Raw genomic sequence first — 17527 nt, forward strand, 5'->3', positions numbered from 1 at the left:
TCGTCACCTGAAACGCAACAAGTACCGGCCCTCGAATGGTGGCCGGTACTTGTTGGGTGTCGGGGGTGGCGAGGGGTGATCAGCCGGTGAAGGGCTCCGCGGCGACGATTTCCACCGTGACGGGCTTGCCGTTCGGGGCCTCGTAGGTGGCCTTCTGGCCCTTCTTCTTGCCGAGGATCGCCGAACCGAGCGGCGACTGCGGGGAGTAGACGTCGATGTCGACCGACGCGTCCAGCGCGAGCAGTTCGCGGGAGCCGAGCAGGAAGGTCTCCACCTCGTCGTCACCGGCGAACTTGATCGACACCTTCATCCCGGGCTCGACCTTGCCGCCGGGCTTCGGCGTCTCGCCGACCTGGGCGCGCCGCAGCATGTCCTCCAGCTGGCGGATCCGGGCCTCGATCTTGCCCTGCTCGTCCTTGGCGGCGTGGTACCCGCCGTTCTCCTTCAGGTCGCCCTCGTCGCGGGCGTCGCTGATCCGCTGGGTGATCTCGGCCCGGGCCGGGCCCTTCAGGTGCTCGAGCTCCGACTTCAGCTGGTCGTAGCCATCCTGTGTCAGCCAGACAACGCTGTCCTCGATGTTCTGCGTCACGGGCTGCTCCTCTGTTGATGGGATGGGTCGGAAATACTCAAGGCCGCCGTCGTCGACGGCGACCAATCCTCCGAGCGTAGCAAGAACGGGCCCGGAACCCCACAGGTCTTTGTCGGTTCAAACACCCGGCCGGTTCCCCGCAGATCGCTTAGGCAAACGATTTCCACCGCTCCGGCCAAGACTTCTGTCCGTACTACGGACGTACGGCGACCGTCGGTGCGAACGCTGCGGCCGCGGGCGCCGGACGCCGCCGAAACGCTAGTGCGGACGCGCGGTGCCGGCCGTCGTGCACCCGATCAGCACCACCGACGTCGCCGCCCGCTGCGTTGTCAACGTGACCGGCAGCGTCTGCTCCTTCGGGGCGTCGGCCGGGACCTTCAGCGTCACCTCGCCGACGATCGAGAAGTCCGCCGCCTTGGCCTGCAGCCGGCAGGACGCCTCGACCGCTTCGCGCTTTTCCACCTGGATCGTCGCGGTCGCCGAGGTGTCGGACGGGATCGTGAACGCCAGCAGGCGCGACGACACCGGAGGCGTCGACTGGATGAACGCGACCCGGACCAGCCAGACCAGCGCGACGACGGCGACGACGCCGATCACGGCGATCAGGAGCAGCGGTCGGCGGCCGCGCGGCGTACGGCCGTAGCGGGCGTCCAGGTCGGTCACGGCTGGGTCGGTCAACGGTTCTCCTCGGGCTTGGAGGACCATTGTGTCTTGTGACCGAAGATCTTCGCCTGCTGCATGTCCATGCCCACCCCGACGACGAGTCCAGCAAAGGCGCTGCCTCGACCGCGAAGTACGTGGCCGAAGGTGTCGACGTGATGGTGGCCACCTGCACCGGCGGTGAACGTGGCTCGATCCTGAACCCGAAGATGGACCGCCCCGAGGTGCTGGCGAACATCACCGAGATCCGCCGCCAGGAGATGGACGCGGCCCGCGAGATCCTCGGCATCCGCCAGGAGTGGCTGGGCTGGGTCGACTCGGGCTACCCCGAGGGTGACCCGCTGCCGCCGCTGCCCGAGGGCTGCTTCGGGCTGATGAAGGTCGAGGACGCCGCCGCACCGCTGGTCAAGCTGATCCGGGAGTTCCGCCCGCAGGTCGTGACGACGTACGACGAGAACGGCGGCTACCCGCACCCCGACCACGTGATGTGTCACCAGATCAGCGTCGCCGCGTTCGAGGCGGCCGGCGACCCGGACGCCTACCCGGAGCTGGGCGAGCCCTGGCAGCCGCTGAAGCTGTACTACCACCACACCTTCCACTTCGAGCGGATGAAGGCGCTGCACGACGCGATGCTGGCCCGCGGCCTGGAGTCGCCGTACGCCGAGCGGATGAAGGACTGGAAGCCGGACCCGGAGAACGAGCGCCGGATCACCACCCGGGTCGAGTGCGCGGAGTACTTCGGGGTCCGGGACCGGGCGCTGCTGGCGCACGCGACCCAGATCGACCCGGACGGCGGCTGGTTCACGGTGCCGCTGGAGGTGCACCAGGCGGCCTGGCCGACCGAGGACTACGAACTGGCCCGCAGCCTGGTCGAGTCCGAGCTCCCCGAGAACGACCTGTTCGCGGGGCTGCGCTGACGGCGGGTGGGGACGGTGAGACACTGGCCTGGTGACCGCGACGACCCTTCTTCTGACGACCGCAGCCCCGGCGGGCGAGATCGACCCGAACACGGTGAAGCCGGGGTGGGTCGCCCTGCTGATCATCCTGGCGCTCGCTGCCGCCACGGCGCTGCTGATGAAGAACATGAGCAAGCAGCTGAAGCGAATCGACATCGATCCCACCGATGGGGCGCCGACCCGCTCCGACGGCACTGCGGACGACCCAGCACCGTCCGGCGACCAGCCGACGGAGGACAGCTCACCGGCCCCGGCTGGCGCTGTCGCGGAGCCGGCTGACCCGGAGCAGAAGAAGGCGTAGCGGCAACGGTGCCGAGGGCAACGGTCTTCGGCGCCCGGCTGCACAAAGTCACGAGCAGGCAACCGTTCGCACACCGGGGTCACGAGATGGTGTCGCCGGCAGCATCCGTGAGGTTCGTCACCCTATAGTGAGCGCGTGTTCAACTGCGCCCACGGCGGGACCGGTCGGTGACCGCGACCCGCGCCGCCCGGCACCGGATGCCCGGACGTCTGGTCGCGGGTGGTCTGGCCGCTCTCGTGGTCGCCTCGATCGCCTTGGTGGTGGGCGTTTTCGCCGCCGGGAGCGAACCCGCTGACGACGTGCTCGGCCTCGGTGGTCCGTCCGAGTTCGTGTACTGGTTGCAGCCGTTCTTCCGGCTGCTGTCGACGCTGGCGACCGTCGGTTGCGCGGGCGCCCTGCTCGCGGCCGTGGTGCTGCTGCGCACCGACGGTGGCCCGCTCGGCACGCAGGGCCGCCGCGCGGTCCGCGACGCCAGCAACGCGGCGGTCATCTGGGCGGTGGCGTCGTTCGCCGGTGCGGTGGTCACGTCGGCGATCCTGCTCGACACCCCGGTGAACCTGCTGCGCTACCGGATCGACGACGCGCTCGGCGTCCCCGAGGTGAAGGCGCTGCTGATCACCGGGATCCTGGTCGTCGCGCTGGCCGTCGGCATCCGCCGCGTCCAGACGTCGTCCGCCGCGGGCCTCGGCGTGCTGGTCGCGGTCGCCGCGCTGCTGCCGTCGGCGCTCACGGCCTATCCGCGCAACGAGGCGTATCGTACTGGCTGGTGCTGCCCTGGTCCTGCACGTGATCGCCGCCACCAGCTGGGTCGGCGGCATGGCCGGACTCGTCCGCTACGGGCGGGCGAGCCGCGACGGCCTTCCGTACGTGCTCGAACGCTTCAGCCAGGTGGCGCTGATCTCGTCGCTGATCGTCCTGTTCAGCGGTCTGATCAGCGGCGCCGGCCGCCTCGCCGCCCAGTCCGGCGGTTTCGACCACGTCCTCGACGCCGTCACCACCACGCCGTACGGCGGACTGATGATCGCAAAGACGGCGGTGTTCGCGCTGCTCATCGTCGGCGGCTGGATCCACCGCCGCCAGGTCGTCACCAATCTGATCGAGCCCGGCCCGGCCTTCTGGCAGCTGGTCGCCGTCGAGCTGCTCGTGATGGCGATCGCGCTGGGCCTCTCCGTCGCCTTGTCCCAGACGACCTAGTTGCCGACGCCAAGCGCCTGCATGTGGGCGCTCGGGTAGCGGTCGCCGCGGGCCGCGTTGCGGGGGACCGCTCGCTCGATCGCGGCGAGGTCGTCCGCGGTGAGGTCGATCTCGATGGCCGGCAACGCTTCGGTGAGGCGGTTGCGCGTCCGCGCGCCCACCAGCGGGACGATGTCGGCACCCTGCGCGGCAACCCACGCGATCGCCAGCTGCGCGACCGTGCAGCCTTTCGCTGCGGCGACCTGGCGCAACGCCTCGACGAGCGTCAGGTTGTGATCGACGTTCTCCGCCGCGAACCGCGGGCTGAAACCGCGCAGATCACCTGGCCGCGAGCCGTCCGCGGACCAGTGCCCGGAGATCAGCCCTCGCCCCAGCACGCCGTACGCCGTGAGCCCGATCCCCAGTTCACGCAGGGTCGGCAGCACCTCCGGCTCGATCGCGCGCGAGATCAGCGAGTACTCGACCTGCAGGTCCGAGATCGGGTGCACGGCGTGCGCGCGCCGGATCGTCTCGGAGTTCACCTCCGACAGCCCGATGTGCCGCACGTACCCGGCCTCGACCATCTCCTGGATCGCGCCGATGGTCTCCTCGATCGGCACCTGCGGGTCCAGCCGCGCGGGCCGGTAGATGTCGATGTGGTCGGTGCCGAGCCGGGTCAGCGAGTACGCCAGGAACGTCTTCACCGACGCGGGCCGGCCTTCGATCCCGCCGATCCCGTGCCCGGGCTGGCCGAGCATGCCGAACTTGACGCTCAGCTGGTAGCTGTCGCGATCTCTGCCCCGCAAGGCTTCCGCGAGCAGCAGCTCGTTGTGGCCCATCGCGTAGAAGTCGCCGGTGTCGATCAGCGTGATCCCGGCGTCCAGCGCGGCGTGCACGGTGGCGATGCTCTCGGCGCGGTCGGTCTCGCCGTACGCGCCGGACATGCCCATCGCGCCGAGGCCCAGTGCGCCGGTGGTGGGGCCGTTCTGGCCCAGTTCTCGTGTGTGCACGGTGCTCTCCCTTGTCGTTGCTGTCGGCATCAGCCTGCTTCGGCTCCGGCGGGATCGGGAGAGGAGAGTTCATCGTGGGAGCGGCGCTCCCTGGATCGGCGCCCGGCGGCGCGGCAGGATGAAGGTATGCAACGCGACGAGCTGGCCGACTTCCTGCGCCGCCGCCGGGAGGCGATCGACCCGGCCGACGTCGGGATCGCGGCCGGGCCACGACGCCGTACGGCGGGTCTGCGCCGCGAGGAGGTCGCGATGCTCGCGGGGATCTCGGTCGACTACGTCGTCCGGCTGGAGCAGGGGCGGAGCAGTCAGCCGTCGACGCAGCTGCTCGGGGCGCTGGCCCGAACGCTGCGCTTGAGCGACGACGAGCGGGATCACCTGTTCCACCTGGCCGGGCATCGGCCGCCGCCGGCCGATGGCGTCGCGCGGTTGGCGCGGGCCGGGCTGATCCGGATGCTGGATCTGCTCGGGGACACCCCGGCGATGGTGATGTCGGATCTCGGCGAGATCCTCGCGCAAACGCGGATGTCGGTGCTGATGGGCGGCGATCACACCCGCTTCACGGGCGATCGCCGGTACCACGCGTATCGGTGGTTCACCGAGCCCGAGGCGTGGGCGATGCATCCGCTCGAGCAGCGTGAGCATCACGCGCGGACGCTGGTCGCCGATCTGCGCGCGACCGCTGGGCGGCGGGCTGGTGATCCGGTCGTCGAGCAGTTGATCGCCCGGCTGCGGGCTGCGAGTCCTGAGTTCGCTCGCCGGTGGGCCGAGCACGAGGTCGAGGTCCGGCGGGCCGATCGGAAGACGTTCGTGCATCCGCGGGTCGGGGACCTGGTGATGGACTGCGAAACGCTCGTCACACCTGATCTCGGGCAGATGCTGCTGGTGCTGACGCCCGCGGACAGCGAGACCCGCGAGCGGCTGGACCTGCTGCGGGTGGTGGGCACCGAGACCTTCCAGAGCTGAGGCGGCCGGCCGGAGCCGGCCGCCTCAGTTTCAGCGGAGCCCGAAGGCCCGGGTGATCGTCTGCGTCACGGCGCTGCCGTCGCGCTGCTTGGCGGTCGCCCGGATGGACACGTGCTCAGCCCGACTCGGCGCGTGCAGCGTGGTCTGCCAGATTCCCTTGCGCTGCTGGAGTTGCTGCCGCTGCCACGTCGTACCGTCGTCGTACGAGACCTCCAGCGTGACGACGGCATCGCCCACCGGTTTGACGGAGAAGACCGAGTTCCGCTTCGCCCGCCCAGCAGCGTCGACGTCCGCGACGTAGTCGAGCTGGACCAGCGGCAGCGCCGCGTTCTCGGCCTCGCCGGAGACGAACGTCCACTCGGTGTGCGTCGTCGTCGAGTACGGCGTCAGCGCCGCGTTGCCGACCGTGTCGACCACCAACCGGTACGGGAGCTTCTCCGGCGCGAGACCGCCGACGCCGAAGTCCGGCCGCGGGCCGTTCTGCGCGAGCAGCTGATCGCCCTGATACAGCGCGAAGCTGCGCGACATCAGCGAGTCCCCGCTGTGCGCCGAGCCGCCGTCGCCGAAGCCCGCGATCATGCCGCCCATCGCGTTGCCGACCCGGTGCGGGACCTCGAAGCCGAGCAGCCGCGGCCGGACGATCGGGCCGAACCACCGCTCGTTCTGCACGCTGCGCGGCTGGAAGCCGACGACGTCGGTGAACGTTGACCAGCCGTCGATCGACGCGTACTGCTGCCACTGGGCGCCCGCCGAGACCCAGTCCGTCCGGTGCCCGGCGGCGGGGATGCGCGGGAATCGCGGGACTCGGGTCATACCGAAACCGGCGTACGGGTACGCGGCCGGCCAGTGCTCGTACGCCGGGCTGTCCTCGCGGCTCTCCAGGACCTCTTGGCCGAGCGACGGCGCGAAGTCGTTCTCGATCCGCGCGAGGCTGCCGGGGTCGGTGGCCGCGGACGGGTCGTCCGGGACCTTGCCCTGGTGGTAGTCGGCGAGGTCGTACAGGTACTTGGCCACCGGGTGCGCCTCGACGTCGAGGTCGGTCCGGGTCTTCTTGATCCGCGCGATCAGGGCCTCGCCGTCGTCGACCATGAGAGACGCTGTCGGGATCGGCCCGGCGGTGCGGCCGTCGGGGTCGCCGTACCAGTCGCTCTTGCGGCCGTCGGCGTCGTTGACGACCAGGAGCATCGCGGCTCCCGCGGCGTGCGCCGCGGCGGCCTGCTCGGCGGGATCGCCGGTGCGGACGACGACCGCCTTGCCGCGCGCCGACAGGCCCTTGTACTCAGCCGGTGTGCCGGTCCCGGCGAAGACCGTGGCGATGCGCGTCTTGCCGTCGCGGAACGCGGGGGAGCCGGGCTGGACGACGAGCGCGTCGTCGAGTGTGCGGCCGGCGTACGAGATCTTCAGCGGGGTCTGCACGGCGCGGAATCGCGTGGTGAAGACGAAGCTGCCTTGGCGAACGCTGGTCTTGGTCGGCAGCGCCCAGATGCTGTCGTACGCCGGGGGCGGCATCAGGATTTCGTGCAGCGCCTGGGAATCGTTCGGGTCGGGCTTCGTGGTGAATGAGCGGAAGAGGTCGATCCGGCTTGTGGAGACGGTCGTCGGCAGCGGCGTCGCGACCTTGACCTCGCGGATCCGCGACGCGTCCAGGACGACGTCGCGGTCGCCGGTCAGGTTCACCTCGGGAGCGGTCAGGACGGCGAGCCCGAGCGAGCGGGGGCCGTGGCGGCCTTGCACGTCGAGGGTGGAGATGAGCGTGTAGACGCCGGGCGCCCAGCGGGTGGTGAGCTTGCCGTCCGGCACCCAGAAGATCGTCGACTTGCCGTCGGTGCCGGTGATCTCGACCTCGCCGCTGATCGGCTTGCCGGCGCGGTCCTTGAGGTGGACGGTGAGGTCGTGCTTCTTCGGCTCGACGGAGAGTCCGACGGCGGTGTGGACGCTGCCGGACGAGGAACGGGCGACGACTTGGGCGGCGTACTGGCCGGGCTGCAGGCCCTTCGGATTCGCGACGAGACCGACGGTCGAGGTGCCGCGGGCGGGGACGGTGAGCTGGCCGGTTGCGGTCGTGAACACTCCGGTCGTCGAGAGCTTCAGCGTGATCGGGCGGGTGGTGGTGTTGCGGTAGGTGATCTGCCGCTGGACCGGCGCTCTGGATCCGGACGGGACGAGTCCGGCATCCACCGACCCGGTCGCGACGATCTCCCCGTGGAGGTACGCCGCCGCGACATCGAGCCGCCCGCTGCCGGCCTCGTACGGCGTGTAGGCGGGCGTCAGCTTGGTGCTGCTCATCAGCGCGTCCTTGAGCTGCTGACCGGTCCACTCCGGGTGCTGCCCGGCGAGCAGGACGGCCGCGCCCGCGACGTGCGGCGCCGCCATTGACGTACCGCTGTCGGTCCGGTAATAGCCCTCGCTGCCGTCGTTCATGTGCTGCGACCGGGCAGCCAGTACGTCGACGCCAGGCGCGGTCAGGTCGGGCTTGAGGCCGTCGTCGAGCATCCGCGGTCCGACGCTGGAGAACCCGGCGAGCTGGTCGGACGTGTCCACCGCGCCGACGGTCAGCGCGGCGTCGGCGGTGCCGGGCGCGCTCACGGCGTACGGGGTGTTGCCGGAGTTGCCGGCCGCGACGACGAACAGCGCGCCGGTCTCGGCGCTCAGCCGGTTCACCGCCTGGCTCAGCGGGTCGTCCTGGGTGTGCCAGGCCGCCGTACCGAGGCTCATGTTGATCACCTTGGCGCGCTCGGTGCGAGCCGCCCACTCCATCCCGGCGATGATCCCCGAGATCGGGCCCGAGCCGTTCTGACCGAGCACCTTGCCGATCACCAGATCGGCGCCGGGTGCAACGCCGCGCTCCTTGCCGTCCGAGGCGGCGCCGGTCCCGGCGACGGTGGAGGCGGTGTGCGTCCCGTGGCCGTTGCGGTCGACGACGTCCTCACCGGCGACGAAGCTCCGGGTCGCGACGATGCGCGGAGCGAGGTCGGGGTGCGTGGTGTCCACCCCGGAGTCCAGTACGGCGACGCGCACGCCGGCGCCCGTCGCGCCGGTCTCCCAGACGGCCGGGGCGCCGACCTGCGCGGTGGTGTCCGCGAGCATCGCCTTCGCCTTGCCATCCAGCCAGACCTTGTCGACCCCGGCGGCGAACGACGGCCCGGTGGCATCCGTGCCTGCGCCTTGCTTCGACCGGGCGGCGCCGCCGCCGGTCAGCGTCGACCACAGCGACGCCACCTGCGACAGCTCAGCCCGAACAGCCGCGCCACCCACCGAATCCAGCTGCTGAGCAACAGTCGTCCCAGGCAACGCCTGCGCCGACCTGGCAGCAGCCTGCGTGCCGGTCAGAATCAGCGGCAACTCCTGCGCCCGAGCATCGTCGTACCCCTGCGCGATCAGCTCACTGACGTTGAACAACTGCTTGTCCAACCGCCCACTGGCGACGTACGGCATCGCCTCGTCAGGCAACACAAAGGTGTCACCGCGCTCGACGGTGACCCGGATCGAGCCGCTCGCCCGAGGCGCACGCGTGACGCCCTCGACCGACACCGCCCTCCCCGGCCCTTGGACGACACTCACCTTGTCGCCGGTGATCAAGGTCAACTCGACCGGTGCAGACGCGGCAGCCGCCGCGGTAGGTGGCGCAGGCTCGGCGCCGGCCGGCGCAGGAGCAGCCACGCCGGCAATGAGCGCTAGCACTGCGAGCGGCACGAGGTGCCTACGGGCAGAAGAACGACGCACGGTGTCCTCCGGAACTCTGGGGTGCCCGCATCCGATCAGCCTCGTTCACCGGTGTAAACGGAATGCCCATTTCAGCCACCCAACGGGCCTGTTTTGGCCAGACTGGTCACGGACCCCTGGGACCGACCGCCTACCGTGGGGGCCATGTCCTCCAACGAGCTCGGCTCTTCGACGTCGCCCTATCTTCGGCAGCACGCGGACAACCCGGTGGCGTGGAAGCAGTGGGGGGAGGCGGCGTTCGCGGAGGCGCGGGAGCGGGACGTGCCGGTGTTTCTGTCGGTGGGGTACTCGGCGTGCCACTGGTGTCACGTGATGGCGCACGAGTCGTTCGAGGACGCGGCGACGGCGGCGTACCTGAACGAGCACTTCGTGAACGTGAAGGTGGATCGCGAGGAGCGGCCGGACGTGGACGCGATCTACATGGAGGCGACGGTCGCGATGACCGGGCGTGGGGGCTGGCCGATGTCGGTGTTCCTGACGCCGGCGGGGGAGCCGTTCTTCTGCGGGACGTACTTCCCGGCCGACGCGCGGCACGGGATGGCGAGCTTCCGGCAGGTGCTGGAGTCGCTGACCGACGCGTGGCGGGGCAAGCGCGAGCAGATCGACGGGATCGGGAAGTCCGTCGTCGAGCAGCTCGGGGCCAAGCAGCAGCCGGCCGGGGGAGCGATCGACGCGGCGGTGCTCGAGCGGGCCGCCGCCGTACTGAAGGTTGACTTCGATCCGGTCGACGCCGGGTTCGGGCAGGCGCCGAAGTTCCCGCCGTCGATGGTGCTCGACTTCCTGTTGCGCCACCATCGGCGGACCGGGTCGGAGGACGCGCTGGCGATGGTCGAGGCGACCTGTGAGCGGATGGCGCGCGGCGGGATGTACGACCAGCTGGCCGGCGGGTTCGCGCGGTACAGCGTCGACAAGCAGTGGATCGTGCCGCACTTCGAGAAGATGCTGTACGACAACGCGCTGCTGCTCGACGTGTACACGCACTGGTGGGCGGTCAGCGGGTTGCCGCTCGCGGAGCGCGTCGCGGTGGAGACGGCGGACTTCCTGCTCGCGGAGCTGTTGACGCCGGAGGGCGGGTTCGCCTCGGCGCTCGACGCGGACACCGAGGGCGAGGAGGGCCGGTACTACGTCTGGACGCCGGACGAGCTGCGCTCGGTGCTCGGTGCTGACGACGGCGCCTGGGTGATCGAGCTGTGCGACGTGAGTGGAACGTTCGAACACGGTACGTCGGTGCTGCAGCTGCGGCGCGACCCGGACGATGCGGAGCGGTGGTCCCGGGTGCGTGGGCTGTTGCTCGAGGCCCGGGCGCGGCGGACGTACCCGGGGCGCGACGACAAGGTCGTTGCCGCGTGGAACGGGCTCGCGATCACGGCGCTGACGCGGGCCGGGCTGGTGCTGGACAAGCCCTCGTACGTCGATGCGGCGGTGCGCGCGGCGTCGTTGATCCGGGACGTGCACGTGGATGCTTCGGGGCGGTTGCACCGGACGTCGCGGGACGGTGTGGTGGGGTCGGCGCACGGGGTGCTGGAGGACTACGCGGCGTACGCACAGGCTTGTCTGACGTTGCTGGCGGCAACTGATGACGCTGGGTGGTTGACGCTGGCGAAGGGCTTGCTGGACAGGGTTCTGGAGCAGTTCGTTGCTGATGGCGCCTTCTTCGACACGGCGGCTGATGCGGAGCAGCTGGCGTGGCGGCCGCAGGATCCGACGGACAACGCGAGTCCTTCCGGGGTGTCGCTGGCGGCGGAGGCGTTCACGACGTTGGCGTCGGTGACGGGGGAGGATCGGTACAGCGAAGCGGCCGAGCAGGCGCTCGCCGCTTCGGCGGCGCTGGCGGCTCGAGCGCCACGCTTCGCCGGCCGGGCCCTTGCGGTCGCCGAAATGCTGCAGGCCGGACCACTTGAGATCGCGATCGTCGGTGCGCAGTCCGAGGAGCTGGCGCGGGTTGCCGTTGCCCACGCTCCCTGGGGAACGGCAGTTGTCCGAGGCATTCCCGGGTCCGACCTACCACTGCTCGCCGGTCGCGACCTCGTCGGCGGGCGCGCCGCGGCGTACGTATGTCAGAAGTTCACCTGCAAGCTGCCGGTCGTGTTGCCGGAAGACCTTCGGGCGGAGTTGACCGCCGCGCGCTGACAACGCCGGTCAAAGCGGGTTTTCCCTGTCGTTTCGCGAGATTCCCTTGACTCCTGGCTCCGCCGGGGGGAGAGTCCTCCCTCAGTCGGATGTAACAGGATGCGCATGTCCTGACACACAGTGTCACAACTGAGGCAGTGGCACTGCTGTGTCGTACCTCCGGCGGTCCCCAATTGAATTGGTCGCTGCGCCCAAACAGCGACCACACCGTGAGGAGATGTTGTCTTGAAACGACTGACATCAGCAGGGGCGGTGGCCATCGTCGCAGCAGCGGGTCTGGCTGCGACCATCACCGGCACGCCCGCCGGAGCCGCCAACCGGACGGCCCCGCTCCCGGCATCCGGCTTCAACGAGCCGGCCGCCGTCAAGGCCGAGAACGCGCTGACCGCGCAGACGGCCGCCGCCCTCGGCCTGGCCGGCGGTGAGCAGCTCATCGCCCGTGGCGTCGCCGCCGACCCGGACGGCACCGAGTACGTGCACTACGACCGCACCTTCAACGGCCTGAAGGTGGTCGGCGGTGACCTGATCGTCAAGCGCAAGGGCGAGGCGATCGGCGGTGTCACGTACAACCGTGGCGCGAAGAACATCGGCGTCGCGTCGACCAAGCCGGCCTTGTCCCAGGCCACCGCGCTCGGTACCGCCGCGAAGTCCGCCGAGTTCAAGGCCACCAGCAACAAGGGTTCGCTGATCGTCTTCGCCGCCACCGGCAAGCCGGTCCTGGCCTACGAGGTCGTCACCACCGGCACCAAGGCCGACCAGACGCCCTCGGTCCTGCACAGCTACATCGACGCCAAGTCCGGCGCCGTCCTGGCCCAGGACGACGAGATCAAGACCGGTACCGGCAACTCGATGTACTCCGGCCAGGTCAGCATCGGTACGTCGGGCAGCTTCACGATGAGCGACCCGAGCCGTGGCGGAAACTACACCACGGACCTCAACGGCGCGACCTCCGGCAACGGGACCACCTTCACCGACCCCGACGACACCTGGGGCAACGGCGCGACCTCGAACCGGCAGACCGCCGGCGTCGACGCGCACTTCGGTGCCCAGCTGACCTGGGACTACTACAAGAACGTCCACGGCCGCAACGGCATCTTCAACAACGGCCAGGGTGCGCGGTCCCGCGTGCACTACGGCAACGCCTACGTGAACGCGTTCTGGGACGGCACCCAGATGACGTACGGCGACGGCTCGGGCAACTCCCGCCCGCTGACCGCGATCGACGTGGCCGGCCACGAGATGAGCCACGGTGTCACCGAGGCGACCGCGAACCTGAACTACTTCGGCGACGCGGGCGGCCTGAACGAGTCCACCTCGGACATCTTCGGCACCGCGGTCGAGTTCTCGGCCAACAACGCCTCCGACCCGGGTGACTACCTGATCGGCGAGAAGATCAACATCAACGGCAACGGCACGCCGCTGCGCTACATGGACAAGCCGAACAAGGACGGCCGCAGCTACGACTGCTGGTCGACCTCGGTCGGCAGCGCCGACCCGCACTACTCCTCCGGCCCGCTGAACCACTGGTTCTACCTGGCCTCCGAGGGCACCGGCAGCAAGGTCATCGGTGGGGTCACGCACTCCAGCACTGCCTGCAACGGCGCCACCATCGCCGGCGTCGGCCGCGACGTCGCCGCCAAGGTCTGGTACCGGACGCTGAGCACCAAGCTCACCTCGGGCAGCACCTACCGCGACGCCCGCGAAGGCGCGATCAACTCGGCCAAGGAGCTGTACGGCGCCGACTCGACGCAGTGCAAGGGCATCGAGGCCGCGTTCTCCGGCATCTCCGTCCCGGCCGGTACCGCCGCCTGCGGCGGGGGCACCGACCCGGAGCCGCCGACCGGTGACAACCTGATCAAGAACCCGGGCTTCGAGTCCGGCGCCACCAACTGGACCGGCACCACCGGTGTGATCACCAACTCCAGCTCGAAGCCGGCCCACGGTGGCACCTACAAGGCGTGGCTGCAGGGCAACGGCCGCTCCAGCACCGAGAACATCGCCCAGTCGGTCGCCATCCCGGCCTCGGCCACGGCGGCGAGCCTGTCCTTCTGGGTCCGGATCGACACCGCGGAGACCACCGGCTCGACGGTCTACGACACGGTCAAGGTGCAGATCGTCGACGGTGGCACCACCACCACGCTCGGCACCCTGTCGAACCTGAACAAGTCCACCTCGTACGTGCAGAAGACCTTCAACGTGACGCAGTACAAGGGCAAGACCGTCTCGGTGAAGTTCCTCGGCCAGGAGGACTCGTCGCTGCAGACCAGCTTCGTCATCGACGACGTGTCGCTGGTCGCGGGCTCCTGACCTGAGCCTGTAGTCCCGTCCGGGGCGCACACCTCCCGCCCGAGCGTGTGCGCCCCGGATTTCCTTTGTACTGCAAGGGAGTTCCCCGATGTCCAAGCATGTTCTGTACGGCGTCCTGACCGCCGCGCTCGTCGCCACCGCCCTGGTGCCGAGCGCTGCTGCCACCGCCACGACCGTTGCCGAGTCCCCCGACATCTCGGTCACCAACGTCAAGGCCCATCTCGACCAGCTGCAGTCCATTGCCACCAGCAACGGTGGCAACCGCTACACCGGCCGGCCCGGCTACCGCGCCTCGGCCGACTGGGTGAAGTCCAAGCTCGACGCGGCCGGCTACACCACGTCGCTGCAGTCGTTCTCGACGTCGGCCGGTACGTCGTACAACGTGATCGCGGAGTGGCCGCACGGCGACGCGAACCACGTGGTGATGGCCGGTTCGCACCTGGACAGCGTCAGCTCCGGTCCGGGCATCAACGACAACGGCACCGGGAGCTCCGGTGTGCTCGAGGTCGCCCTGGCCTACGCGGCCAGCGGCCAGACGCCGCGGAACCGGCTGCGGTTCGGCTTCTGGGGTGCCGAGGAGCTCGGGCTGGTCGGGTCGAAGTACTACGTCAACAACCTTCCCTCGGCCGAGCGGGACAAGATCGAGCTGTACCTGAACTTCGACATGACCGGTTCGCCGAACCCGGGGTACTTCGTCTACAACGACAACCCGGCGGGGAACGGTGCCCGCGACGACCTGACGGCGTACTTCACCAGCAAGTCGATCCAGACCGAGTACATCGACGTGCAGGGCCGGTCCGACCACGCGGCCTTCCGGTCGCTCGGAATCCCTACAGCTGGGACGTTCTCAGGTGCCGAGGGCATCAAGACCTCGGCGCAGGCGGCGAAGTGGGGCGGGACGGCCGGGCAGGCGTACGACCCCTGCTACCACCGGTCCTGCGACACGATCAACAACCTGAACCTGACCTCGCTGGACCGGCAGAGCGACGCGATCGGTCACATGATCTGGACCTACGCGCAGAAGGACTACGGCACCACCAACCCGCCGACCGGCGGGAACCTGCTGCTCAACCCGGGCTTCGAGTCCGGCGCGACGAACTGGACCGGGACCACCGGTGTGATCACCAACTCCAGCTCGAAGCCGGCCCACGGCGGGTCGTACAAGGCGTGGCTGCAGGGCAACGGGCGCTCCAGCACCGAGAACGTCGGCCAGTCGGTCGCGATCCCGGCGTCGGCGGCCGCGGCGAGCCTGTCGTTCTGGATCCGGATCGACACCGCGGAGACCACGGGGTCCACGGTGTACGACACGGTGAAGGTGCAGGTGGTCGACGGCGGTACGACGACCACGCTGGCCACGCTGTCGAACCTGAACAAGGCCACGGCGTACGTGCAGAAGACGTACGACGTGACGGCGTACAAGGGCAGGACGGTGACGGTGAAGTTCGTCGGCCAGGAGGACTCGTCGCTGCAGACGTCCTTCGTGATCGACGATGTGGCGCTCGGGACCAGCTAGACCGGCTTGCAGAGCTTGCCCGGGTTGGCGGCTTCGGTCAGCAATGCGCTGACCGAAGTCGCCAGCGGCGCCAGGCGTGGGTCCTCGAGGCGGGCCAGTCCGCCGCCGGCGGAGATCGCGATGATCATGTCGTCGGGGTGCCGGACCGTGGGCTTGGTGGTGCCGACCGCGGCCCAGTCGACCTGGTTCACCGCGGCGGTGAGCGAGGTCATGAACGCGGCGTCCAGCTTGCACTTGGCGGTCTGCTTGCCGCGCTGGGTCACGGTGGTGACGCCGTCGGTGCCGATCACGACCTTGTCGTCGAAACCGGCGAAGCCGCCGGTCCGGGTGACGGTGATCGGACCGGGGTCGCCGCCCGGGGTGCTGGGCGTCGGCGTACTGGCCGAGGGCGTGGACGGGCTCGGGCTGCTGGACCCGCTGTCTTCGCCGCAGCCGGCCAGCAGCAGGCCGGCGGCAGCGGTGGCGGTCAGGAGGCGGAGAGTCTTCACACCCTCATGCATACCCGCTCGGGCGGCCCGGGCAGACTTTCGCTATGGGTTGGTACACGAATGTCATCCGGCGCGTCGGGCACCGACCGTGGTTCGCGGCGCTCGGCCGGGCGGTGATGCCGCTCGACCGCCGGCTGCAGCAGCTGACCGGTGGACGGGTCAACATCATCGGCAAGAGCCAGCTGACGATGCTGCTGCTCACCACGACCGGCCGGAAGTCCGGACAGCCGCGGACCGTCCCGCTGCTGTTCGCGCGCGACGGCGAGTCGTTCGTGGTCGTCGGGTCCAACTGGGGGCAGGAGCACCACCCGGCCTGGTCGGCGAACCTGCTCGCCGACGACCAGGCGGTGGTCTCGCCGCCTGGTGCCGCGGCCATGCCTGTCCGCGCGCGGTTGGCTGAGGGAGCCGAGCGGGAACGCGTCTGGCCGCTGGTCACACAGGTCTGGCCGGCGTACGACACGTACGTCGCGCGCAGCGGGCGCGACGTACGGGTGTTCGTACTGTCTCCTAGCTGAGCTGCCTGGTCAGGTCGACCAGTGCTCGCGTGAGCAGCACCCGGCTCTCGAACTGAGCGAGGCCCTCCTCGGTGGCTGGAATGCCCAGCTGCTCCAGCGGTAGCGCGGTGAACGTCGCCCGGGCCAGCAGTGACCCCAGGTACCCGTACCTGACCTGCTCCAGCGGCACCTGCAGACCCTCGGCGGCCAACCCCTCCGTGAACGCCTCGAGGATCACCTGGTGCACAGCAGGGAGCGCGGTGGGCGACAGTTCACCGGCGTGAGCCAGCCCGATCAGCAGCTGACCCAAGTCGAACCCGATCGCCTGTGGGCAGTCGAAACCCCAGTCGATCACCACGAACTCGTCCGGGCTGCCCAGCGGGACCAGCAGGTTCTGCGGGCTCGCATCGCCGTGCTGGTAGCACTGCGGCAGTGCGTCCAGCGCATCCAGTACGGCGGGCAGCTGCTCGGCCAGCTCGAGCAGGTCGTCGCGCAGGCCGTGGTCGCCGGTGTTGCAGATCGCTGCTGCGAGCAGCGGGCTGCGCCAGGTCGCCTTGTCAGCCAGGACCGGCAGTGCGCCCATCGTGACGCGGCCGTTCGTGTAGTAGCGCAGGCCGATGCCAGGGGTGTCGACACCGGGCCGGGGCAGGAACGGCTCCACCAGGTGCGGCTGCCGCCGAGCGGACAGCCGGCCGAGCAGGAACGCGGCGCGGGCGAACCGCTCCAGTCCCCAGACGCCCGGCTCCTGGACGACGTACTCCATCCACAGCGTGGCGCGGTCGTCGTCGTACTCCTCGATCCGGTACGTCGCCGGGAGCCGCAGCCCGTCGGGCATCACGCTGCCGACGTCGCTGCGGTGCACGGCGAGCTCGAGGCGCCACGGGATGTTCTGGACCAGGTCCTCGCGCAGCGGCTCGGGGATCAGGTGCAGCAGCTCCCAGTGCCGCGCCGACTGCAGCTGCTTGACGAAGCTGCGCCACTCGGTGGTCGAGCCGTCGGACCGCCGGGCCGTGCCGGAGACGCTCAGCAGCGCGGCGGTGCTCGGCGTACCGATCGCGTACGGGAACGGCTCGGCGCGGGAGCTGAGCGGGATCGCGAGCGGGTCGCCGGTGATCGCGCGGACCAGATCAGTGAGTTGGCCGGTGTCGGGCGCGTCCCGCCCGAGCGGTTCGAGTGCGGTGATGGACACGATTTCCCCCCGGAAAGACAAGCAGCTTTAC

At 69.9% G+C, this 17527-nt stretch carries 16 protein-coding genes; 8 read left to right on the top strand and 8 right to left on the bottom strand.

Annotated features, from left to right (window positions below; translation table 11 throughout):
- Positions 1–79: 79 nt before the first annotated feature.
- Entirely contained in the window at positions 80–589 is a 510-nt protein-coding gene (gene greA / locus ACZ6Z4_RS23590; RefSeq protein WP_344180317.1) for a transcription elongation factor GreA, read from the bottom strand.
- 258 nt (positions 590–847) lie between these two features.
- Entirely contained in the window at positions 848–1267 is a 420-nt protein-coding gene (locus ACZ6Z4_RS23595; protein ID WP_465568339.1) for a DUF4307 domain-containing protein, read from the bottom strand.
- Between the two features lie 35 nt (positions 1268–1302).
- Here ACZ6Z4_RS23595 and mca point away from each other — a divergent pair, with 35 nt between their 5' ends.
- Together mca and ACZ6Z4_RS23605 are read left to right on the top strand one after the other, a co-directional pair.
- Entirely contained in the window at positions 1303–2166 is an 864-nt protein-coding gene (gene mca / locus ACZ6Z4_RS23600; protein WP_363665365.1) for a mycothiol conjugate amidase Mca, read from the top strand.
- Positions 2167–2197: 31 nt separating this feature from the next.
- Positions 2198–2506: a hypothetical protein gene (locus ACZ6Z4_RS23605; protein ID WP_465568343.1), complete on the top strand. Its 309-nt coding sequence runs from the start codon at positions 2198–2200 to the stop codon at positions 2504–2506.
- 139 nt (positions 2507–2645) lie between these two features.
- On the opposite strand, the gene ACZ6Z4_RS23610 is transcribed toward ACZ6Z4_RS23605, so the two are convergent.
- A complete protein-coding gene (locus ACZ6Z4_RS23610; protein ID WP_465568346.1) occupies positions 2646–3053 on the bottom strand; it encodes a hypothetical protein in 408 nt (135 codons plus the stop codon).
- Between the two features lie 18 nt (positions 3054–3071).
- Positions 3072–3236, bottom strand: a complete 165-nt coding sequence (locus ACZ6Z4_RS23615; protein ID WP_465568349.1) for a hypothetical protein — start codon at positions 3234–3236, stop codon at positions 3072–3074.
- Positions 3237–3292: 56 nt separating this feature from the next.
- On the opposite strand from ACZ6Z4_RS23615, the gene ACZ6Z4_RS23620 reads away from it, so the two are divergent.
- The gene (locus ACZ6Z4_RS23620; RefSeq protein WP_465568352.1) at positions 3293–3700 is read left to right on the top strand and encodes a CopD family protein; all 408 of its coding nucleotides are present in this window, start codon (positions 3293–3295) and stop codon (positions 3698–3700) included.
- Here ACZ6Z4_RS23620 and ACZ6Z4_RS23625 read toward each other — a convergent pair.
- Positions 3697–4689, bottom strand: a complete 993-nt coding sequence (locus ACZ6Z4_RS23625; RefSeq protein ID WP_465568355.1) for an aldo/keto reductase — start codon at positions 4687–4689, stop codon at positions 3697–3699. The genes ACZ6Z4_RS23620 and ACZ6Z4_RS23625 overlap by 4 nt on opposite strands.
- Positions 4690–4815: 126 nt before the next feature.
- Here ACZ6Z4_RS23625 and ACZ6Z4_RS23630 point away from each other — a divergent pair, with 126 nt between their 5' ends.
- Positions 4816–5652, top strand: coding sequence for a helix-turn-helix transcriptional regulator (locus ACZ6Z4_RS23630; protein ID WP_465568358.1), 837 nt, complete (start codon positions 4816–4818; stop codon positions 5650–5652).
- A 30-nt stretch (positions 5653–5682) separates the two neighbouring features.
- Here the strand turns inward: ACZ6Z4_RS23630 and ACZ6Z4_RS23635 are convergent, their stop codons facing one another.
- Positions 5683–9312 carry a S8 family serine peptidase gene (locus ACZ6Z4_RS23635; protein ID WP_465568361.1) on the bottom strand — a complete coding sequence of 1210 codons (3630 nt, stop codon included), beginning with the start codon at positions 9310–9312 and terminating at the stop codon, positions 5683–5685.
- Positions 9313–9519: 207 nt separating this feature from the next.
- Here ACZ6Z4_RS23635 and ACZ6Z4_RS23640 point away from each other — a divergent pair, with 207 nt between their 5' ends.
- The 3 genes from ACZ6Z4_RS23640 to ACZ6Z4_RS23650 all read left to right on the top strand — a co-directional run bounded on the left by ACZ6Z4_RS23640 (position 9520) and on the right by ACZ6Z4_RS23650 (position 15325).
- The gene (locus tag ACZ6Z4_RS23640) at positions 9520–11505 is read left to right on the top strand and encodes a thioredoxin domain-containing protein (protein ID WP_465568365.1); all 1986 of its coding nucleotides are present in this window, start codon (positions 9520–9522) and stop codon (positions 11503–11505) included.
- Between the two features lie 252 nt (positions 11506–11757).
- Positions 11758–13812, top strand: a complete 2055-nt coding sequence (locus tag ACZ6Z4_RS23645) for a M4 family metallopeptidase (RefSeq protein ID WP_465568368.1) — start codon at positions 11758–11760, stop codon at positions 13810–13812.
- Positions 13813–13900: 88 nt separating this feature from the next.
- Positions 13901–15325, top strand: a complete 1425-nt coding sequence (locus tag ACZ6Z4_RS23650; RefSeq protein WP_465568371.1) for a M28 family metallopeptidase — start codon at positions 13901–13903, stop codon at positions 15323–15325.
- Here ACZ6Z4_RS23650 and ACZ6Z4_RS23655 read toward each other — a convergent pair.
- Positions 15322–15813, bottom strand: coding sequence for a hypothetical protein (locus ACZ6Z4_RS23655; protein WP_465568374.1), 492 nt, complete (start codon positions 15811–15813; stop codon positions 15322–15324). The two genes, ACZ6Z4_RS23650 and ACZ6Z4_RS23655, sit on opposite strands and share 4 nt — an antisense overlap.
- A gap of 44 nt (positions 15814–15857) precedes the next feature.
- Between ACZ6Z4_RS23655 and ACZ6Z4_RS23660 the strand changes: the two genes are divergently transcribed.
- Entirely contained in the window at positions 15858–16328 is a 471-nt protein-coding gene (locus ACZ6Z4_RS23660) for a nitroreductase/quinone reductase family protein (protein WP_465568377.1), read from the top strand.
- Here the strand turns inward: ACZ6Z4_RS23660 and ACZ6Z4_RS23665 are convergent.
- Entirely contained in the window at positions 16321–17496 is a 1176-nt protein-coding gene (locus ACZ6Z4_RS23665) for a phosphotransferase (RefSeq protein ID WP_465568380.1), read from the bottom strand. The genes ACZ6Z4_RS23660 and ACZ6Z4_RS23665 overlap by 8 nt on opposite strands.
- Positions 17497–17527: the final 31 nt, after the last annotated feature.

It is taken from the genome of Kribbella sp. NPDC104740 (assembly GCF_055583505.1).

Excerpts from the sequence above, each read along its gene's own strand:
- ACZ6Z4_RS23630 (WP_465568358.1), top strand. The coding sequence starts at position 4,816 with ATGCAACGCGACGAGCTGGCCGACTTCCTGCGCCGCCGCCGGGAGGCG.
- ACZ6Z4_RS23640 (WP_465568365.1), top strand. The coding sequence starts at position 9,520 with ATGTCCTCCAACGAGCTCGGCTCTTCGACGTCGCCCTATCTTCGGCAG.
- ACZ6Z4_RS23650 (WP_465568371.1), top strand. The coding sequence starts at position 13,901 with ATGTCCAAGCATGTTCTGTACGGCGTCCTGACCGCCGCGCTCGTCGCC.
- ACZ6Z4_RS23660 (WP_465568377.1), top strand. The coding sequence starts at position 15,858 with ATGGGTTGGTACACGAATGTCATCCGGCGCGTCGGGCACCGACCGTGG.